Source organism: Winogradskya humida (genome assembly GCF_016862215.1).
Lineage (GTDB): Bacteria > Actinomycetota > Actinomycetes > Mycobacteriales > Micromonosporaceae > Actinoplanes > Actinoplanes humidus.
Genome location: NZ_BOMN01000114.1, coordinates 1 through 18,650, shown reverse-complemented (window position 1 = coordinate 18,650; position 18,650 = coordinate 1). Strand labels below are relative to the sequence as shown.

The 18,650-nt window shown below is 69.8% G+C and carries 20 protein-coding genes; 12 read left to right on the top strand and 8 right to left on the bottom strand.

The window, feature by feature from the left end:
* Window positions 1-514: 514 nt before the first annotated feature.
* On the top strand, window positions 515-1,663 hold the full coding sequence (locus Ahu01nite_RS39950; RefSeq protein WP_203841960.1) for a low temperature requirement protein A: 1,149 nt from the start codon (window positions 515-517) through the stop codon (window positions 1,661-1,663).
* Window positions 1,664-1,695: 32 nt separating this feature from the next.
* Here the strand turns inward: Ahu01nite_RS39950 and Ahu01nite_RS39945 are convergent, their stop codons facing one another.
* The 3 genes from Ahu01nite_RS39945 to Ahu01nite_RS39935 all read right to left on the bottom strand — a co-directional run bounded on the left by Ahu01nite_RS39945 (window position 1,696) and on the right by Ahu01nite_RS39935 (window position 4,166).
* On the bottom strand, window positions 1,696-1,929 hold the full coding sequence (locus Ahu01nite_RS39945) for a hypothetical protein (RefSeq protein ID WP_239159510.1): 234 nt from the start codon (window positions 1,927-1,929) through the stop codon (window positions 1,696-1,698).
* A gap of 84 nt (window positions 1,930-2,013) precedes the next feature.
* Window positions 2,014-2,808 carry an alpha/beta fold hydrolase gene (locus Ahu01nite_RS39940; RefSeq protein WP_203841959.1) on the bottom strand — a complete coding sequence of 265 codons (795 nt, stop codon included), beginning with the start codon at window positions 2,806-2,808 and terminating at the stop codon, window positions 2,014-2,016.
* On the bottom strand, window positions 2,805-4,166 hold the full coding sequence (locus Ahu01nite_RS39935; protein WP_203841958.1) for an MFS transporter: 1,362 nt from the start codon (window positions 4,164-4,166) through the stop codon (window positions 2,805-2,807). The genes Ahu01nite_RS39940 and Ahu01nite_RS39935 overlap by 4 nt, the downstream gene beginning before the upstream one ends.
* Before the next feature lie 57 nt (window positions 4,167-4,223).
* On the opposite strand from Ahu01nite_RS39935, the gene Ahu01nite_RS39930 reads away from it, so the two are divergent.
* Complete coding sequence (locus Ahu01nite_RS39930; RefSeq protein WP_203841957.1) at window positions 4,224-4,637, top strand: MarR family winged helix-turn-helix transcriptional regulator; 414 nt, start codon at window positions 4,224-4,226, stop codon at window positions 4,635-4,637.
* An 80-nt stretch (window positions 4,638-4,717) separates the two neighbouring features.
* A complete protein-coding gene (locus Ahu01nite_RS39925) occupies window positions 4,718-5,566 on the top strand; it encodes an oxidoreductase (protein ID WP_203841956.1) in 849 nt (282 codons plus the stop codon).
* 6 nt (window positions 5,567-5,572) lie between these two features.
* On the opposite strand, the gene Ahu01nite_RS39920 is transcribed toward Ahu01nite_RS39925, so the two are convergent.
* Both Ahu01nite_RS39920 and Ahu01nite_RS39915 read right to left on the bottom strand, forming a co-directional pair.
* Complete coding sequence (locus Ahu01nite_RS39920) at window positions 5,573-6,085, bottom strand: hypothetical protein (protein WP_203841955.1); 513 nt, start codon at window positions 6,083-6,085, stop codon at window positions 5,573-5,575.
* Window positions 6,075-6,935 (bottom strand): helix-turn-helix transcriptional regulator, encoded by an 861-nt coding sequence (locus Ahu01nite_RS39915; RefSeq protein WP_203841954.1) that lies wholly within the window; start codon window positions 6,933-6,935, stop codon window positions 6,075-6,077. Before Ahu01nite_RS39915 ends, Ahu01nite_RS39920 begins: the two co-directional genes overlap by 11 nt.
* Window positions 6,936-7,400: 465 nt before the next feature.
* On the opposite strand from Ahu01nite_RS39915, the gene Ahu01nite_RS39910 reads away from it, so the two are divergent.
* The 6 genes from Ahu01nite_RS39910 (at window position 7,401) to Ahu01nite_RS39885 (ending at window position 11,853) form a co-directional block, all read left to right on the top strand.
* A complete protein-coding gene (locus Ahu01nite_RS39910) occupies window positions 7,401-7,772 on the top strand; it encodes an RNA polymerase sigma factor (RefSeq protein WP_203841953.1) in 372 nt (123 codons plus the stop codon).
* An 82-nt stretch (window positions 7,773-7,854) separates the two neighbouring features.
* A complete protein-coding gene (locus Ahu01nite_RS39905; RefSeq protein WP_203841952.1) occupies window positions 7,855-8,037 on the top strand; it encodes an Lcl domain-containing protein in 183 nt (60 codons plus the stop codon).
* 12 nt (window positions 8,038-8,049) lie between these two features.
* On the top strand, window positions 8,050-8,841 hold the full coding sequence (locus Ahu01nite_RS39900) for an SAM-dependent methyltransferase (RefSeq protein ID WP_203841951.1): 792 nt from the start codon (window positions 8,050-8,052) through the stop codon (window positions 8,839-8,841).
* Between the two features lie 49 nt (window positions 8,842-8,890).
* On the top strand, window positions 8,891-10,507 hold the full coding sequence (locus Ahu01nite_RS39895) for a xylulokinase (protein WP_239159509.1): 1,617 nt from the start codon (window positions 8,891-8,893) through the stop codon (window positions 10,505-10,507).
* Between the two features lie 61 nt (window positions 10,508-10,568).
* On the top strand, window positions 10,569-11,375 hold the full coding sequence (locus Ahu01nite_RS39890) for an AAA family ATPase (protein WP_203841949.1): 807 nt from the start codon (window positions 10,569-10,571) through the stop codon (window positions 11,373-11,375).
* 40 nt (window positions 11,376-11,415) lie between these two features.
* Window positions 11,416-11,853: a DUF234 domain-containing protein gene (locus Ahu01nite_RS39885; RefSeq protein ID WP_203841948.1), complete on the top strand. Its 438-nt coding sequence runs from the start codon at window positions 11,416-11,418 to the stop codon at window positions 11,851-11,853.
* 55 nt (window positions 11,854-11,908) lie between these two features.
* Here Ahu01nite_RS39885 and Ahu01nite_RS39880 read toward each other — a convergent pair whose 3' ends face one another.
* Complete coding sequence (locus Ahu01nite_RS39880; protein WP_203841947.1) at window positions 11,909-12,805, bottom strand: outer membrane protein assembly factor BamB family protein; 897 nt, start codon at window positions 12,803-12,805, stop codon at window positions 11,909-11,911.
* A gap of 188 nt (window positions 12,806-12,993) precedes the next feature.
* Between Ahu01nite_RS39880 and Ahu01nite_RS39875 the strand changes: the two genes are divergently transcribed.
* Entirely contained in the window at window positions 12,994-14,793 is a 1,800-nt protein-coding gene (locus Ahu01nite_RS39875; protein ID WP_239159508.1) for an arabinofuranosidase catalytic domain-containing protein, read from the top strand.
* A 752-nt stretch (window positions 14,794-15,545) separates the two neighbouring features.
* Here the strand turns inward: Ahu01nite_RS39875 and Ahu01nite_RS39870 are convergent.
* Complete coding sequence (locus Ahu01nite_RS39870; RefSeq protein WP_203841945.1) at window positions 15,546-16,352, bottom strand: SDR family NAD(P)-dependent oxidoreductase; 807 nt, start codon at window positions 16,350-16,352, stop codon at window positions 15,546-15,548.
* Between the two features lie 82 nt (window positions 16,353-16,434).
* Here Ahu01nite_RS39870 and Ahu01nite_RS39865 point away from each other — a divergent pair, with 82 nt between their 5' ends.
* A complete protein-coding gene (locus tag Ahu01nite_RS39865; protein WP_203841944.1) occupies window positions 16,435-17,346 on the top strand; it encodes a LysR family transcriptional regulator in 912 nt (303 codons plus the stop codon).
* A gap of 28 nt (window positions 17,347-17,374) precedes the next feature.
* Here the strand turns inward: Ahu01nite_RS39865 and Ahu01nite_RS39860 are convergent, their stop codons facing one another.
* The gene (locus tag Ahu01nite_RS39860) at window positions 17,375-18,304 is read right to left on the bottom strand and encodes an SGNH/GDSL hydrolase family protein (protein ID WP_203841943.1); all 930 of its coding nucleotides are present in this window, start codon (window positions 18,302-18,304) and stop codon (window positions 17,375-17,377) included.
* Window positions 18,305-18,470: 166 nt separating this feature from the next.
* Here Ahu01nite_RS39860 and Ahu01nite_RS39855 point away from each other — a divergent pair.
* The coding region (locus Ahu01nite_RS39855) for a hypothetical protein (protein ID WP_203841942.1) at window positions 18,471-18,650 on the top strand (180 nt) is incomplete at its 3' end.

The following is an 18,650-nucleotide window of genomic DNA, read 5'->3' as shown; positions in this document are numbered from 1 at the left end:
CTCTTCGGTTGCTGCGGAGTGGTTCCGGCGTCGTGTCGGGTCACGCATCCACGCCAGTTCAACGGTTGTAAAGATTTCCAGTTGAGTGTATTTCATTTCTTTATTGTTCTCAGGGTTTTTCATGATCGGAAGGGCGGGTGTGCCATTGTCGGGTTGAGGGGGATCACACACATTCGAATGGCAGATAGCGAGTATTCGGATACTGAATGGGCGCGGAGTCGATCACGCTGCTGACGCTGCGTAACGACGGGAGGGCCGTGACTCGGCCGAGCGGTCCTCGCTCGCGGGCGTCGTGCACTCGGCGGCATAGCGAGCGGGGGATGATGCGTAGTCCCCTCTTGCCTTCGGCGATGCGTCGGTCCCGACAGGTTTTAGTCTCGTCGTGGTAGCGCATCGGGCTGGTGGCGATGGTGACTCGGCGCGGGCCATACCACTTCGTGACGCACGCCGGGGTGTCCGGCACCCAGGAAGGCGGGGCCTCCTGCCCGGCGCTCCCCGGCTTGAGACTGGGCCCATGCTGGTGAAAGCGGTTCCCACCTCGGAGCAGCATCGGGCCACGCCGCTCGAGTTGTTCTTCGATGTTGTCTTCGTGTTCGCGTTCATCCAGGTCACGCATCTGGTCGCTGCGGAGGCGAACCTTCTCGGCGTGCTGCACGGGCTTGCGGTGTTCGGGGTGTTGTGGTGGGCATGGGCGTCGTATGCGTGGCTGGCCAATCAGTTGCATGTCGGGCAGGGGATCGGGCGGCTCGGCATTCTGGCGGCGACCGTGCTGATGGTCGTGGTCACGATTGCGATCCCGGAGGCGTTCCACGGGCGTACCGGGCCTCTGGTGTTTGCCACGGGGTTCATCGCGGTCACGCTCGTCTACACCGTCGTCACGTTTGTCGCGGCCGGGTCTGACATCCGGCTGCGGCGTCAGGTTCTGCGCACGATGGGCGCCACGATTCTTCCGGTCTCCGCGGCGCTGGTGGCCGGAGCGATGCTCGGCGGTATCGCTCAGCTCGTGTTGTGGCTCGGCGCTGTGGTCATCGAGGGGGTGACCGTGCGGGTGACGTCACGTGGGGGTGCGTGGCGGTTGCCGTCCGCGTCGCATTTTGCTGAGCGGCACCAGCTTGTTGTGATTCTGGCTCTGGGCGAGTCGATCATCTCGATCGGCTCGGCGGCGAGCACCCACCATCTCACCGCCGGTGTGCTGAGTATGGCGGTGCTCGCCGTCGCGCTGTCCGTGACGATGTGGTGGGCGTATTTCTCGCGGCTCGCGCCGGCGGCGGAACAGGCGGTGGCCGGGCGGGCGGGTGAGAGCCGGGCCACGCTCGCCACCGCCGGTACCTACCTGCACGCCGGGATCGTCGGCGGCATCCTGCTTGTCGCCGTCGGCCTGGCCACAGCCCTGCACGGCGCGCTCGGCCCTATAGGCACTGCCACGGCCATGCATGGCGCGCTCGGCACCGTCGGCATGGCCACGGCTATGCACGGCGCGCTCGGCGTTTTCGGTGCTGCCACGCTCGGTGGCGGCCTCGCTCTCTACCTCGTGATGACCGCCCTGTATGAGCGAGCCATGACCGGCCGGGCCGCCCCCGCGCGATGGATCGCCGCTGTGCTGGCAACCCTGCTGATCCCCGCCCTCGCAGCCTTGCCGGTCATCCCCGCCCCTCACAGCTGAGCGCTGGTCACCGCCGCACAGCTGATCGCCGGTCATCGCCCCTCACAGCTGACCGCCGCCGGCAGGTCCCGCATCAGCATCCCGTCCAGGGTCTCCGGCTTGGCGGAACGCATCCGCTGCGCCTGATGACCGCTTATCAACAGGGCGGTGCAGATCCCGGCCGCCATCGCCGCGGTGGCGACGAGGAGTGCCCGGTGGGCCGTGCGGCGCATATGACGAGCCACAAACATCTGCAGGACGAGAACAACGGCGCCTTCATGATTCACAAGTCCACGGTGCACCGCCCGCGGCCGGCCGGCCGATGCGTTCACGGGTTCTCGACGCCGGCCGGCCGATTCTTGACGCCTTCTTTACGGCTTGCCGGTGGCGTGCGCGTCGGCGAAGGACCAGACCACCTTGATCAGGGCTTCCGGGGCTTCGATCTGCGGCAGGTGGCCGGCCTCCGGAAGCAGCGTGAACTCCGCGCCGGGGATCGCCGCCGCGAACGCGCGGCCGAAGTCGGGGTCACCGATCCGGTCGGCTTCGCCCCACACGACCAGCGTGGGGGTGGTCACCGCGCCGAGACGTCCGGCGAGCGTCGGGTCGGTCATCGCCTGGCCGGCGTACACCCCGAGGGTGATCCGGTTGCCGGCCATGGCCTCGCGGACCTGCGGGGGAAGCTTGGCGGGGTCGACGCCGTACTTCTCCGGGTTGTGATAGCTGTGCTGGGCGACCTCGGCCGGGGTGAGGGAGTAGAAGTCGGGCAGCGGGTGGCCGGGCACGTCGATGCCGACGCCGTCGACCACGATGTAGCTGCTCACCCGCGGCGAGTGCAGCAGGGCCATCTCGGCGGTGATCCAGCCCCCGATCGAGTTGCCGACAACCGTCACATCGTCCAGATCAAGGGCATCGAGCAGCGCAACGTACGCCGCGGCGAGCCCGGCAACCGTGTGGAGCGCGTCGGGGCGCGGGGTGCCGTTGAACCCGGGGTGGATCGGCGTGAACACGTGGGTGTGCTCGGCCTGCGCGAACCGATCGGCCCAGGGGTTGACGGTGAGGGGACCGCCGCCGCCGTGCAGCAGCAGGACGGGGTGTCCCTGGCCGCGGTCGGTGACGGTGATGTCGACAGCGCCGACGCCGGGAACGGTGATCGTGTGGACAGTCATGCGGGTTCTCCTTCAAGGGTGGCGGTGCGGGGGATCAGGAGCAGGGCGGCCGCGGTGACCGCGGCGGCCGACATCACGACCAGCAGTACGGCGACGCAGCCGTGGAGGGCCGTGACGAGGCTGGAGCCGCCGGCGAGCCGGGACGCCAGGACACCGCCCAGGACGGCGGTGCCGAGGGCCGCGCCGAGCTGACGGATGACGTTGTTGGCGGTGCCGGCCATCCCGGCGAGCGGGCCGGCGACCGACTGGACGGCGACGGCGGTGCTGGTCGCGATGACCGTGCCGCAGCCGGCGCCGACCACGATCAGCCGCCAGGCCAGGTCGCCGAAGCCGGTGCCGAACGGGGAACCCAGCAGGGCGGTCAGTCCCGCGAGCGCCACGACCAGGCCGCCGAGGAGAACCGTGGTGGAGCCGAGCCGGACCTGCAGGCGGCCCGCCACGATGCTGGCGATCGCGTTGCCCGCGAACAGGCAGCCGAGCCGGGCGGCGATGCCGAGGTTGCCGACGTCCTGCTGGGCCAGGGCGAGGCTGGTGACGAAGACGACGCCGATCATCGTGAACAGTGCGGCGCCCGCGGCTGCTCCCGCGGCGGTGAAGCCCCGTGCGGCGAACAGCGCCGGGCGCAGCACCGGGTTGGCCGCCCGCTGCTCGACGAGCAGGAACGCCGCCAGCACGACGACGCCGCCGGTCAGGCCGAGCAGTGCCCCGGCGTCGGTCCAGCCGTCGCTGCCGGCGCGGATCACGCCGAACACCAGGGCGATCACCCCGGTGGTGCCGGTGAGCTGCCCGAGCAGGTCGGGGCGGCCGGGACTGCCGGCGACCACCTCCCGAGACCGGAGCAGCCCGAACCCCGCGACGGCGGCGGCAAGGACGGCGACCGGTGGGAACAGCCATCGCCAGGACGGAACCGCGGCGGCCAGGAACGGACCGGCTCCGAGACCGGCGACGTTGGCCGCCGCCCAGAGCGCGATGGCCCGGGTCCGGGCGGCCGCGCTGTCCGCCGTCGCCGCGATCAGCGCCAGCGTCGCCGACATGACCAGGCCCGCGCCGGCCCCGGCCACGGCCTGCCCCACCCAGAGCACATGGACCCCGCCCGCCACAGAGCCGACCAGGCAACCGAGCACGGTGAGCGCCAGGCCGGCGACGGTGATCCGGCGCCGCCCGTAACGCTCGGCGAGCGCGCCGCCGGAGAGCACCGCCCCGGTCAGCGCGACGGTGAAGGCGTCGGTGACCCATTGCAGGCTCGCCGTGTCGGCGCTGATCGTGGCGAGCACGCCGTTGATGGCGGAGAAGGGCAGATAGCTGACCAGCATCGCGGCAGCCGCGAAACCGATCGTGGCTTGCGTTGTCCGGTTCATATAAGGGACCTTAGATCAGGTTCCTTATATACGCAACCTTGGGATAGGCTCCGATCCGTGACTACTTCGTTGCAGCAGGTCGGACTGGCCGTCAAGCGCCTCCAGTGGCGCCATCACCGCGAGATGAACCGCCGACTGGCCCCGCTCGGCCTGTCGCTGGTGCAGTGGGACACCCTGCGTCACCTCGATGCCAACCCCGGGGCGTCGCTGCACCAGCTGGCCGAGCTCACCTTTCAGACGGACCAGTCGATGGGCGAGCTCGCGAAGCGGATGGTCGACCGGGGCCTCATCGAGCGGGTCGACGGCGCGGGCCGCAAGGTCCAGCACCAGCTCACCCCGACCGGCCACGACCTACGTCAGGCCGGCGGTGAGGTGGCCGAGGGTGTGCTGGTCGAATCCCTCGGCCGGCTCAGCGCCGACGAGCAGGCGACCCTGCACGAGCTACTGCTCAAGGCCGCCACCGACTCCTGAGGGCAGGCTTATTGCACTCAGTGGCATCATCGGCGTACGGTTATGCCACTGAGTGCAATCACTGTGAGCGGAGTTATGGCATGGCGAACTTCACGATCTCCGACCTTCCCCCGATGCACGGCCGGACGGCGATCGTCACCGGCGCCAACTCCGGCGTCGGGCTGGCGACCGCCCGCGCCCTGGCCGGGGCCGGAGCCCGGGTCGTGTCCGCCGTACGCTCCGTCGGGAAGGGCCGGGCCGCCGGGGCGACCGAGGTGCGCGAGCTCGACCTGGCCAGCCTCGACTCCGTACAGGCGTTCGCCGCCGGCTGGCACGACCCCATCGACCTGCTGATCAACAACGCCGGGGTCTCGGTGCCGGAGTTCCGCCGCACCGCCGACGGTTTCGAGCTGCAGCTCGGCACCAACCACCTGGGCCACTTCGCCCTGACCAACCTGCTCCTGAAACACGTCACCGGCCGGGTGGTGACGCTGTCCTCGCAGGCCGAGCGGATGGGCCGCTTCAACTTCGACGACCCCCGCGACGAGCGTCTGCGCTACCGGCAGACGGCGGCGTACAACCGCTCGAAGCTCGCCAACCTGCTGTTCACCGCCGAGCTTCAGCGCCGCCTGACCGCGGCGGGCTCGCCGGTCCTCGCCATGGCCGCCCACCCCGGCTACGTCGCAACCGAGATCTACGCCGACAGCGGTGCCGTCACCAAGCTGATGACCCGGCTCCTGGCGCAGAGCCCCGACGACGGCGCCCTCCCGACCCTCTACGCGGCCGTCGCCGATCTGCCCGGCAACAGCTTCACCGGCCCGAGCCGCTTCGCCCACATGATCGGCGCCCCCGAGCTCATCAACCGCTCCGCGGCCGCCCGCGACCCCGAGCTGGCCCGGCGGCTCTGGATGCTCTCCGAGGAGCTCACCGAGACGCGCTTCCCGCTTTGACCTCCCCTAAGCCGGCGGGCGCAGATCGTCGAGCACTTCGTGGAGGGCGGCGATCAGCTCGCCGGCGTGTGCCGTCAGGCCGGCCTCGTCATCGATCACGCCCGCTACGTGCATGAGCACGCTGACATACGCATTGCCGGAGCAGAAATAGGCTCGTACGAGCGGGTGATCGGCGCCCTTCAGTGTGTGATCGAGAACAGCCAGGCCGCCGTCCCCAATTCCGGACAGCGGCACGACGAGGTGCTCTGCCATTCTCGACACGGTTTCGACCCTGGTGAGAGCGCCCCGGCTGTCCGCGTCCGGATCTGCCCGGTTGATGTCGACCGTCGCGGACAGGACCCTGCCGGTGTAGGACCAGGTCCGTTTGAGCAGAGCGTCGTCCTCGAACCCGTTCAGTGACGCCAGCGGGCCGCTCGTCACCGGCACAGCGCCCGAGAGCTCAGGCGCGCCGCCTGCCACCGAATACCATCGCATCCCGATCCCGCCCTTCCACGATTGCGAGATCTTGTCATAGCGCATCGGCCCGCGTCCCCGTGGCAGCCAGCATGAGCAGGCGCAGGGCGTCATGGGCGGCAGACCCGGGCTCGGCGGTGTACGCGAGCAGCACCAGACCGGGGTCGGCGCCGAGGTCCATGGTCTCGTACGACAGGGTCAGCTCGCCGACCACGCCGTGCTGGAACCGCTTGTCGCCGGTGCGGTGGAAGCGGACGTTGTGCGACGCCCACCGGGTCCGGAAGGCCTCGCTGCGGGTCGACAGTTCACCGACGAGGTTCGACAGATCGCGGTCGTAGGGATTACTGCCGGCCGCGGAGCGCAGGGTCGCCACGGCGTCGTCGGCGGTCTGGTCCCAGTCCGGGAAGAACGCGGGGCCGCGCGGGTTCAGAAACCCGAAGTGAGCGAGGTTGCCCGGCTGTTCGCGGTGGTCGAGGACCTCCGCGTAGAGGGCCCGGCCGAGGCTGTTGGCCGCCAGGATGTCCATCCGCCCGTTCACGATCGCGGCGGGGGCCTCGGTCATGGCGTCCAGAAGCCGTTGCAGCGCGGGCCGGACCTCCCGGACGGCGGGGCGACGCCGCTTGGCGGGGGTGGTGTTCGCCGTCCGGGCCAGCTCGTGCAGGTGGGCGTGCTCGGCCTCGTCGAGGTACAGGACCCGGGCGATGGCGTCCAGCACGGGCTCGGACACGCCCTGCAGGTTGCCGCGCTCGAGACGGTTGTAGTAGTCGACGCTGACCCCGGCCAGCAGCGCCACCTCCTCGCGGCGCAGTCCCGGCACGCGCCGCCGGCCGCCATACGCGGGAAGCCCCGCCCGCTGCGGGGTCACCTTGGCCCGTCGGGACGTCAGGAAGTCCCGGATGTCCTGCTGCAACGTCATGCCCGCAGGCTATTTCACGAGCAGCAGGACAACCCAGGCCCTGGCATTACCTCCCGGCGTAACGGATCCCGGGCCGGGCGGGCCGGGGTCGATGTCGGCGATGTACCAGCGGTCGCCGTGATGACGGCTCTGCCGTCAGCGCCACGGCCGCGGTCAGCAGCACCGCCGCGCCGGCAACAGTCCTTGCCCTCGACATCGTTATCCTTCCCATTCCCCGCTGATTCCGGGGCAGACTCCAGGAATTGACGTACGCAATAGTCAACGCCGCGGCAATGGAGCATTTCAGCATCCGACCCGCATCCATAAACGCAGGTAGAGACGGTGTGAGAAAGTCCGCACAGTAAAAGTGATATGACGGAGGCCCGCAAACTCTCGCAGCTCTCCGCGACATTGTCTGACAACCGGTCCGCGCCAAATCTAATGTCAGCGCGCCCACATTTGTCGAGGCGTGGAAGAGGGCAGCGGATGAGCAGGCACACCGGCGGCGACCGCATGGTCCGGGCCGCCCAGCGCGGTGACCGCAGGGCGCAGGAGCAGCTCGCCCGCACGTACCTGCCGCTGGTCTACAACGTCGTCGGGCGGGCGCTCGGCGGCGATCCCGACGTGGACGACGTCGTGCAGGAGGTCATGCTCCAGGTCATCCGCAACCTGGGGACGCTGCGCCGGCCGGAGAGCATCCGCGCCTGGACCTGTCCGGACAGCGCCGGCACGTCGCGGAAGCAGCCCGCTGGCTCGACGCCGCCCCCACCAGGACGAAGCAGTACTGCGCGGGCCTGGACCTCGCCGTCACCAAGGCGCCGGCCCGGGCCTGGATCGCCACCTTCTACGAGGGCCTGACCAGCAACAACGCGGACCAGACCGGAAATTCAACGTCCGTTGTGTACGCTCGGAGCCCGGCAGCGGCCGCCCCGCGTACCAGGTGAGAGCGGGTCAGGTCCTCGACCCCGCGACCGGCCTGACCTGGCAGCGCGCGATCTCCCCGGCCATGCCCGCCGACAACGCCGCCGGCTACTGCGCGAAACTGACGCTCGGCGGCCACGAGTGGCGACTGCCCGGCGTCCAGGAGCTCGCCACCACCGTCGACGAGTCCCGCGTCCCATAGACTGCGGTCACCATGGATTCCATCGACACCTCGACGGCCCATCCCGCCCGCCGGTACAACTACTGGCTCGGCGGGAAGGACAATTTCGCCGCCGACCGGGCCTCCGGGGACGCCATCGCGGCTGCTTTCCCGACGACCCGGATGGCGGTCATCGAGAACAGGCATTTCCTGCGCCGCGCGGTGACCCACCTGACCCGGGACGCCGGGATCCGCCAGTTCCTGGACATCGGCACCGGCCTGCCGAGCGCGGACAACACCCACGAGGTCGCGCAGGCCATCGCCCCGGACGCCCGCATCGTCTACGTCGACAACGACCCGCTCGTGCTGACCCACGCCCGCGCGCTGCTGACCGGCACCCCGGCCGGGGCGACCGCCTACCTGCACGCCGACCTGCGCGAGCCGGAGCGCATCCTGGCCGACCCGCAGCTGGCCGAGGTCCTCGACCTGACGCGGCCGGTCGCGCTCATGCTGGTCGCGGTGCTGCACTTCGTGGCCGAGTCCGACGACCCCTACGCCAAGGTCGCCCACCTGCTCGACGCCCTGCCCACCGGCAGCTACCTGGTCCTGAGCCACGGCACCAACGACTTCATGGACCCGGCCACCCGCGCGGCGCTCGACGAGGCCGAGGGGCCCGCCGGCGGCTTCCACGCCCGCGGCCTGGACCGGATCGAACGCTTCGTCGCCGGCCTCGACCTGGTGGCGCCGGGCATCGTCCCGCTGGCCGAGTGGCGCACGGAGACCGCGCCCCCGCAACGCCCTGCCGCCGCGGACATCGCGCAATACGCGGCCGTCGCCCGGGTGTAGTCGGCACCGGGCTGACCTCGGGCCGCGGGGTCTGAGGTACAACATGATGATGACTGACTCGGATGTACGACCGCCGGCCGACTTGCGCGAGGCGATTGAGCAGGGTCGCACCGCGCTCGGGATCGAGCTGGGGTCGACCCGGATCAAGGCCGTACTGACCGGCCCGGACCACGCGGCGATCGCCGTCGGCACGCACGACTGGGAGAACCAGTTCGTCGACCGCACCTGGACCTACTCGCTCGACGCGATCTGGTCCGGGCTCCAGGCGTGTTACGCGTCGCTGGCTTCGGACGTCAGGGAAAAGTACGGCACCGAGTTGCGTACGCCCGGAGCGCTCGGCGTCTCGGCGATGATGCACGGCTACCTCGCGTTCGACGCGGACGGCGAGTTGCTGACGCCGTTCCGGACGTGGCGCAACACCAACACCGGGGACGCCGCGGAGGCGCTGAGCGAGCTTTTCGCGTACAACATCCCGCATCGCTGGAGCATCGCCCACCTGTACCAGGCCGTGCTGAACGGCGAGGAGCACGTCGGCCGGCTCGCGCACCTGACCACGCTCGCGGGCTACGTCCACTGGAAGCTGAGCGGTGAGCAGATCCTCGGCACCGGCGACGCGAGCGGCGTGTTCCCCATCGACGTCACCACCGGCGGCTACAACACCCGCATGCTGACCCAGTTCGACGACCTGGTCGACGGCCGCGGCGTCCCGCTGAAGCTGGCCGAGCTACTCCCCGCCGTACGCCCCGCTGGTGAGCCCGCCGGCACACTCACCGCAACCGGCGCGACCCTGCTCGACCCCACCGGCACCCTGCAGCCCGGCGCCGCGATGTGCCCGCCCGAGGGCGACGCCGGCACCGGCATGGTCGCCACGAACTCCGTCGCCCGCCGCACCGGCAACGTCAGCGCCGGCACCAGCATCTTCGCCATGGTCGTCCTCGACGGCGAGCTCAGCCGCGTCCACCCCGAGATCGACCTCGTCACCACCCCCGCCGGCGACCTCGTCGCGATGGTCCACTGCAACAACGGCGCCAGCGAGCTGAACGCCTGGGCCGGCCTCTTCGCCGAATTCGCCACCGCCCTCGGCGTTTCCGCGGACAGCTCCACCGTCTTCGAAACCCTCTTCCGCGCGGCCCTTCTCGGCGCCCCCGACGGCGGCGGCCTGATGGCCTTCAACAACCTCTCCGGCGAACCCATCACCAAACTCCACGAGGGCCGCCCCCTCTTCCTGCGCGAACCGGGCAGCACCCTCACCCTGGCCACGTTCATGCGCACCCAGCTCTACGCCGCCCTCGCCACCCTCCGCATCGGCATGGACGTCCTCCAAAAAGCAGAAGCAGTAAAACTCGACCGCATGTACGCCCACGGCGGCCTCTTCAAAACCGAAGGCGTAGCCCAGAACCTCCTCGCCGCCGCCATCAACACCCCCGTCTCCGTAGGCAACCTCGCCGCCGAGGGCGGAGCCTGGGGCATCGCCGTCCTCGCCGCCTTCGCCGCCACCCGCGACCAGAGCCAGACCCTCGACACGTTCCTCACCACGTCGGTCTTCGCGGACGCCCAGCTCAACACCGCCGACCCCGACCCCGCCGACGTGGCCGGCTTCGACGCCTTCATGCACCGCTACATCACCGCCCTCCCCATCCAACAAGCAGCCGTCGACCACAGCTGACCCATTCGGCGGTACCGGATCGTCTGCCGGTACCGCCACGGTCCGGCCGAAGGAGCTCCGCGTGTTTCTCGGCCGGCACACCGAGCTGTCTCTCCTGACGAAGCGGCTCGACTACATCACCCGGACCGGCAGAGGGCTCTCCGTCGCCATTCGCGGCCGCCACCAGGTCGGCAAATCGCGCCTCGCCCAAGAGCTCTGTGACCGATCCGGCCTGCCCTACCTGTATTTCACGGCGGTCAAAGGCGCATCGGTCGTTCAATCAACCGGCCGATTCCCCACCGAGCTGGCCAATTCGCACCTACCGAGCTCCCGACTGCCAACGCCCGGTGGCGGCTGGGGTGACATGTTGCGTGTCCTCGCCGGGGCGTTGCCGGATCGGCCGTGCATCGTCGTGCTGGACGAGTTGCCCTGGCTCAGCGAGCAGGACGAGACGTTCGACGGGCACCTGCAGGTCGTCTGGGACCGGCTCATGTCCAACCGTCCGGTCCTTTTGCTTCTTCTCGGCAGTGACCTGCACATGATGCAGCGCCTGATCGCCTACGACCGGCCCTTCTACGGCCGGGCCGACAACCTCCTCCTCGGCCCGTTGAACCTGGCCGAGACGGCCACCGTGACCGGGATGACCGGATCCGACGCCATCGACGCGCACCTGATCACCGGCTGCCTGCCCGGAACGTTGCTGCGCTGGCCGGCCGGGACCCTTCGCGAACATTGCGAGCACCGCCGGCAGCCGTGCCGGGGCGATCAGCTCAGGAACGCTGTCCCCCCTGCTGCGACAGCTCACGGACGACAAGCAGATCCTGACGGCCGACCAGCCACTGTCGACCAGCGCCGGCAAGCCTGCCCTGTACCGGGTTGCCGACAGTAACCTGCGGCTCTATCTCTCCATCCTGCGTGACGTCCACACCTTGACCCAGCGTGGCCGGCCCGACGCCGGTTACTCGCTGTTCAAGAACCGATGGAGCAGTTGGCCGGGCCGGGCGGTCGAGCCGCTGATCCGGATCTCGCTGGAGCAGGCGGTCATCACCGGGTCCGTTCCCTGGCCCGAGGCCCAGGCTGTCGGGGGATGGTGGAATCGGCAGTTCAATCCGGAGATCGATCTGGTCGGTGCCGACCGGGAGCCCATCGCGACGCGGATCCACTTCTGCGGGTCGTTGAAGTGGCTTGGCACCCCGTTCGACAACCGTGACCTGCACGAGCTCGACGAGGGCGCCCGCCAGATCCCCGGGTTCGACGCCGGGCACACCGGGCTGATCGTCGTCACCCGGTCCGGCGCGGATCTGCCGGCCGATGCCGTCGATGTCGTCTGGGGCCCCGACGACGTCGTAGCGGCCTGGCAACCCTGACCCCGGCCCAGCCGCTCAGCCGCTCAGCCGCCCAGCTGCCCAGCCGCTCAGCCGCTCAGCCGGATGCGGGCAGGCGCCAGACGGTGAGAGGGCCGGAGGTTGTCTGGCAGGCGAAGTACGGCGTGCTCGAGCTGCAGGTGTCCGTCGAGCCGACGGTGACCGGGCCGAGGGCGCGGCGGCCGGGGCCGGTCGGGTTCGGGGTCAGGATCCAGGTCTGGCCCAGGCGCTCGGTGTCGGGGTGGAGGTCCATAGCGCCGGTGGGGGCGTGGGCGGGCTCCGGGCGTACCGTGGGAATGCCGCGACCGAGCACTGAGCCGTCGGCGAACCGGAGGGTTGTGGCCTGGTTGTCCGGGGTGACCACCTCGATCCGGCCGGCTGTCTCGTCGGGGTGGACCTCGGTCGTGGGGGCGACGGTGTGACGCCAGATTGGGGCTCCCGTGCGCAGGTCGGCGAGGGTCAGGGTGCCGTTGGAGCCGGTCCGGAGCAGGACCCGGTCGGCGGTCATGGTGAGCAGGTCCAGGAGTGGCTCTGTCCGCTGCCAGCGGATCGTGCCGGCGGCGGTGTCCAGGAAGATCAGCCGGCTGGCGGAGCTGTCGCGGACGAGCAGGGTATTGCCGGCCGGATCGAGGACGAGGTCCGAGGTGAGGACGGGGACGGTGGTCGTCCATCGGCTGCCGCCGGTCAGGTTGTAGCGCGTCACGGTTGTCTCGATGGCCGGGACCGGGGAGAAGACCGCTGTGTAGAGCGCGTCCGGGCCGAGCCGGAAGCCCGCGGTCGGCGGGCCGCTGATCGTGAGCACCTGGTCGAGGCCGCGCAACGCGGGTGCGTCGGCGGCGAGCGTGATCAGCACGGCGGCAACGAGGCCGGCCCGGAGCCAGGGCCATCGTTTCCGGGCGGAAGCCGGTGACGGCGTGACGCCGGGGGCGCGGTCGAGGTCGATCAGAGACGGCACGCGTCGAGTATCGCGCGGCCACTCAACAAGCACCGGAACCAACACGTTCGAACGGACATTGACGCAAACGATCAGTAAGCGTAATTTCCTGTTTACAAGTCGACTTGTGTCAATGCCTGCCCGATCGCTCCGTTCCCCCTGTGAGGAGCACATTCCCCATGCACAAAAGTCGATCGATACTGCTGGCTGTGGCGGCCGCGGTCGCCCTGGTCGCCGCCACGGTGACTGCCTTGCCCGGCGCCGCGAACGCCGCCACCTCGCAACCGTGTGACATCTACGGCGCGGCCGGCACCGCCTGCGTCGCCGCGCACAGCACCACCCGGGCGCTGTTCGGCGCGTACAACGGGCCGCTCTACCAGCTGACCCGGGCCTCCGACCGCGCCACCCACGACGTGGGCCTGCTGACCGCCGGCGGGTACGCGAACGCCGCCGACCACGACGCGTTCTGCAACGGCACGACGTGCAGCATCACCAAGATCTACGACCAGACCGCGCGGCACAACGACCTGACCGTCTCCCCGGCGGGCACGGCGGGCGCTGCCGACTACCCGGCCGACGCCAGTGTCGCCGCGGTCGTCGCGGGCGGTCACAAGGTGTACGGCATCTGGATCTCCCCGCAGCACGGTTACCGCCGCACGGCGGGGGCGGGTGTCGCGACCGCGGGTCAGCCCGAGGGCATGTACATGGTGGCCAGTGGCACGCATGTCGGCTCGGACTGCTGCTTCGACTACGGCAACGCCGAGATCCAGGTCGCGGACACCGGCAACGGTCACATGGACGCCGTCAGCATCGCCACGACCTGCTATTTCGCGCCGTGCACCGGCTCCGGGCCGTGGGTCGAGGCCGATCTGGAGAACGGCATGTTCCAGGGTGCCAACGGTTCCAACACCGCCAACCTGGGAAACAACAGTACGTTCGTCACGGCCCTGTTGAAGAACAACGGCCAGACAACGTACGCGCTGAAGGGCGGCAACTCCCAGTCAGGCGCCCTCAGCACGTGGTGGAACGGCGCCCTGCCGAACCGTGGCGGCTACATGCCGATGCAGCAGGAAGGCTCCATCATCCTGGGCACCGGCGGCGACAACAGCAACCGTAACCGCGGCACGTTCTTCGAAGGCGTGATGACCTCGGGATACCCGACCGACGCCGCCGACAACGCGGTGCAGGCGAACATCGTCGCGGCCGGCTACTCGGGACAGACGCTCGCTCCGACCGCGCCGCAGGGCACGGTCACCGGCCCCGGCGGCAAATGCGTCGACGTCGCCGCCGACGACACCGCCGTGAATCTGGCGGGAGTGCAATTGTGGGACTGCCAGACGTACGCCCTCGATCAGCACTGGACGCACTTCACCGACAACACTCTGCGTACGCTGGGCCGCTGCCTCGACATCAACGGTAACGGCACCGCAAACCTGACGCAGGTCCAGCTCTACGACTGCAACGGCGCCGGTGGCCAAAAATGGGTGCAGCAGGCCGACGGCTCCCTGCGGAACCCGCAATCCGGCCGCTGCCTCGACTCCCCCAACGGCACCACCGCCAACGGCACCCGCCTGCAGATCTACGACTGCAACGGAGCCGCCGCCCAGAAGTTCGCGGTCAACGGCGGCGGCGCCACCCTCGCCCCCGGCGGCAAATGCATCGACGTCGCGGCAGACGACACCGGGGGCAACCTCGCCGCCGTCCAGCTCTGGGACTGCCAGACCTACGCCGCGGACCAGCACTGGTTCCACAACAGCAACGGCTCCCTGCGCACCCTAGGCCGCTGCCTCGACATCGCCGGCAACGGCACGGCCAACGGCACCCTCGTCGAGCTCTACGACTGCAACGGCGTCGGCGGCCAGATCTGGCAACAGCAGTCCGACGGCTCCCTGCTCAACCCGCAATCCGGCCGCTGCCTCGACTCCCCCAACGGCACCACCACCAACGGCACCCGCCTGCAGATCCACGACTGCAACGGAGCCGCCGCCCAGAAATTCGCCCTGACCTGACGTCGGAGCCGGGCGCCCTCACGGCGCCCGGCACCCCCGCGGCGCCTGTCCCGCTAGCAGCGCCCGACTCCCTCGCGGCGCCCGGTTCTCACTGCGTTGTGCACAATTAAGTTGTGTGCAATTAAGTTGTGCACAATTTAATTGCACACAACCTAAAGCGATCGGCAGGGACGCGGCGAGGTCCGTACGTCCACTGCTCTGGCAGTCCACGACCGGCTAGGGCACAGCGAGATCGGCACGGACAGAGCCAGATCCGCAACGCCGGCCGGCTCTGGCAGCCCACGAGCGAACCCGACATCGGCCAGGCCGGCGGCACGCCCAGGAGACATCCGGATCATCCACGCGATCAGCTCCCGCGCCCGAGAGCGCCCAATGCTTGGGCGCCAGCGGGACAGCACTTGCGAATGCGACTCGTGGCTGAGTGCGATGCTCGGGCTGCGGCTGGGTACGCCGCGGTACCTCGTCCGCCGCTTGCTACACCCCGTGTTCCATAACAGGTGAACCCAAAAAGGGTCGATGACCGCCAGGGCGCAAATCCCACCGAATATTGCGGCGAAGCCCCCAAAGCCGCAACCTTTGGTCGCCGCAGCTGTCAAGCGCGCGGCAATCATTGTTCAGCGCGTAATACATTTTCTGGCCGAGGTGACGGATTGTCACAGTCCTCGCCGCAGCTCACAGCCCGCAGCCCGCAGCCCGGGGTCACAGGCCGCCGCCCGCAGGCCGCAGGCCGCAGGCCGCAGGCCGGGTCGTTGTTAAGCGCCGAACGCGGCCCGGGACACCGGTTGCCAGTCGCGCCAGGTCTTGAGGCGCTGTTCGTAGATGGCCTCGATCTCCGGGAAGACGTCGCCCAGGATGAGCCGGCTCGGCGGGTTCGAGGCGTCGGCGAGGGCGAGGATGGCGGGGACCGTGGCGGCTGGGTCGCCGATGCGGAAGTCCGGGGCTGTTGCCGTGCGGACCTGGTCGTAATCAGGTAGCGGCGCGCTGACCCGCAGGCCCCGCGAGGCGAAGTCGGTGGCGAACGGGCCGGGCTCGACCAGGGTGATGTGGATGCCGAAGTCCTCGATCTCCTGGGTGAGGGCCTCGGTGAGACCTTCGACCGCCCACTTCGAGGCGTGGTAGGCGCCGAAGCCGGGGTACGCGCGGACGCCGCCCTCGCTCGTCACCTGGATCAGGTGGCCGCCGCCCTGGCGCCGCAGGACCGGAAGGACCGCCTGCGTCACCCACACTGCGCCGAAGAAGTTCGTCTCCAGTTGCTGGCGCAGCTCACGTTCGGTGACTTCCTCGACCATGCCGACGTGGCCGTAGCCGGCGTTGTTCACGGCGATGTCGATCCGGCCGAAGCGTCGCACCGCCTCCTCGACGGCCGCGAAAACGCCTTCGCGGTCGGTGACGTCGAGCTCCAGCGCAAGCATGGACTCCCCGAACTGCGAAACGAGGTCGTCGAGCGGCGCGGTATTTCGTGAGGTGGCGACGACGCGGTCGCCGCGTTCGAGGGCGGCTCGCGCCCAGAGGTTGCCGAAGCCGCTCGCCGTACCGGTGAAGAACCAGACTTTGCTCATGCCGTCGAGTCTTGCCGCGTTCTCGGCATGCCACCAGCGAATGCTTGTCAGATCCGATATTCCATGGTGGCATACTGGCGGGGTGAGCCTGGACGTGCATCCCCAGTTGCTGCGGGCGCTGCGAGCGGTGCTGGAGACCGGCTCGCTCACCGCCGCGTCCGAGCGCCTCGGCTTCACCCAGTCAGCGCTCTCCAAGCAGATCGCCGCGCTCGAGACGGCGGCGGGCGTTCAGCTGTTCCGTCGTGGACCGCGCGGTGTCGAGGCCACCGAGGCGGGACACCGGCTGGCAGCGCGGGCCGCGACGATCCTCGACGAGCTCGACGCCGCGCACCGCGAGCTGGAGAACCTGGCGGCACCGCTCGGGGGCCGGGTCGCGCTCGGTGGTTTTCCCGTGACGGCCATGAGCCTCGTGCCCCGGACCATCGCACGTGTCCGCGCCGCGCACCCTTCCATCGTCGTCGACTTCCTGGAGTCCTCCACGCCGGTGCAGCTCAGGCGGTTGCGGGCGGGACGCCTCGACCTCGCGCTCGTGGCGGCGGGTGAGGGCCTGCCCGGCTACGACCTGACCGGCATCGAAACCGAGCGGTTGCCGGCCGGCCCGCTGCTGGTCGCCGTCGGTCGCCGGCACCGGCTGGCGCGCGCCGGCCGCGTCGCGGTCGCCGAACTCGAGAGCGAGGGCTGGATCGCCGGTCGCGGCGCCCGCGGCGAGCCCCAGTTCGGCGCCTGGCCCACGCTCCGGGAGCCCACGATCGTCGCGGAGCTGGGTGACTGGTCCACCCGCCTTGGCTTTGTCGCCGCCGGCCTCGGGATCACCACCGTGCCGAGCCTCGGCGCGGGCGTGCTGCCCGACGGGATCGTCGCCGTCGAGGTCGACGATCCCGGGTGGACAGGCCGTTCCCTGCTCCTCGCCCGCATCGGCGCCCACACCGGGCCGTCCACCGCGATCCGCTCCGCCCTGTTCACGGAAGCCCGCACCCTCGCCGAACGCTCCTGACCGCCCCACGCCCGGCGAGGCGGCCCGCCTACACGCCCAGCAGCTCCGCGGCGCCGGCCCAGAACTCCACCGTCTGGGAGACGCCGTCGATCGACACCTTGCGTTTGATCAGTGTCTGCCATTCGCGGGAGCCCTCGGGCTGATCCCGCAGGACCCACGTCCGGCACCTGGTGCTCGTGCCGTGCTCGATGATGCACCGGTAGGTCTCGGTCTTCTGGTACGGGTCCGGCCCCGACAGTCCGGGCAGCGCGAACACGCCGGCCATGCTCCGGTACCAGTTCCACGCCATTTTCTCGTACCCGAAGGCATTGGGGTGGTGGGTGTCATGCAGATCGATGCCCGCCACGCTGGACTGGTCGACCAGGGTGAGCCGGGGGTCCTGGCGCTGCGCGACGAATCCGGGCAGCAGCGCGTTGTAGATCCGCCCGGTCTCGGCCTCGGCCGGGACCCGCGAGATGGCGATCGCGGCCAGGAAGACATGGGCCTCGGGCCGGACGGCACGGATCCGGTCGATCAGGGTGCCCAGGTCACCCACCATCACCCCCGGGTCGTCGCCCTGGGTGACATTGTTGGTGCCGGCTTCCAGCAGGATCACATCCGGTTGGTACGCGTGGAGCCACCCGTCGACGTCGAACGCGAGCTCGCCCAGGTCGTAGCCGCCGTGGCCCTCGTGGTCCCGGTCGGCGCCGGTGCCGTCGCTCTGGGAGCCGACAAAGTCGACCTGCATACCGTCGCGGATGAGGTGGTCGCGCAGGACCGTCCGGAACGAGTCGAAGCCCGGTGCTCCCGTGCCGCGCACGATCGAGTCGCCGAGCGGCATCACGCGTACGGTGCCGAAGGGTGTGTCGGGGTCCCCCACCCCCGGGCCGCCGGGCGCGGCATAAGCGGCACCACCGCCGCCCAGGCAGAAGCCCATGAGTGCGGCGAGCGCGCGCCGGCCGTACGTTCCCAGAACCACCCTGTCATCGTCCGGTGCCCGCACCGGTCACGAAGGGTGATCGGCTCATTGGTACCCGAAGGAGATCGCCCTGGTAGTGACCACAACAGACTCATCGATGTCGGGGACGCTGCATCCATTCGCTACCTTCTCTTGAAGATCTGCTAAACCTCATGAGGAGCCACGCATGGCGAGACCAGCCGACTGGGACATCCTGGACCTGGACGGGGACCCGACGCCGGGTGATCCAGCCCGCGTGCGGCAGCTCGCATCACGGTTCCACGACTTCGCCGAGACCGCCCACCGGGCCAAGGTCGCCGTGGACTCGTTGCAGGGCGATGGCGCGGTCCTGACCTGGGTAGGGCTC

Bases quoted from the DNA above. Each gene is read 5' to 3' on its own strand.
- Ahu01nite_RS39920 (WP_203841955.1), bottom strand. From the start codon at position 6,085: ATGCGCTATGACAAGATCTCGCAATCGTGGAAGGGCGGGATCGGGATG.
- Ahu01nite_RS39895 (WP_239159509.1), top strand. From the start codon at position 8,891: ATGACTGACTCGGATGTACGACCGCCGGCCGACTTGCGCGAGGCGATT.
- Ahu01nite_RS39900 (WP_203841951.1), top strand. From the start codon at position 8,050: ATGGATTCCATCGACACCTCGACGGCCCATCCCGCCCGCCGGTACAAC.
- Ahu01nite_RS39915 (WP_203841954.1), bottom strand. From the start codon at position 6,935: ATGACGTTGCAGCAGGACATCCGGGACTTCCTGACGTCCCGACGGGCC.
- Ahu01nite_RS39910 (WP_203841953.1), top strand. From the start codon at position 7,401: ATGAGCAGGCACACCGGCGGCGACCGCATGGTCCGGGCCGCCCAGCGC.
- Ahu01nite_RS39925 (WP_203841956.1), top strand. From the start codon at position 4,718: ATGGCGAACTTCACGATCTCCGACCTTCCCCCGATGCACGGCCGGACG.
- Ahu01nite_RS39870 (WP_203841945.1), bottom strand. From the start codon at position 16,352: ATGAGCAAAGTCTGGTTCTTCACCGGTACGGCGAGCGGCTTCGGCAAC.
- Ahu01nite_RS39950 (WP_203841960.1), top strand. From the start codon at position 515: ATGCTGGTGAAAGCGGTTCCCACCTCGGAGCAGCATCGGGCCACGCCG.
- Ahu01nite_RS39940 (WP_203841959.1), bottom strand. From the start codon at position 2,808: ATGACTGTCCACACGATCACCGTTCCCGGCGTCGGCGCTGTCGACATC.
- Ahu01nite_RS39935 (WP_203841958.1), bottom strand. From the start codon at position 4,166: ATGAACCGGACAACGCAAGCCACGATCGGTTTCGCGGCTGCCGCGATG.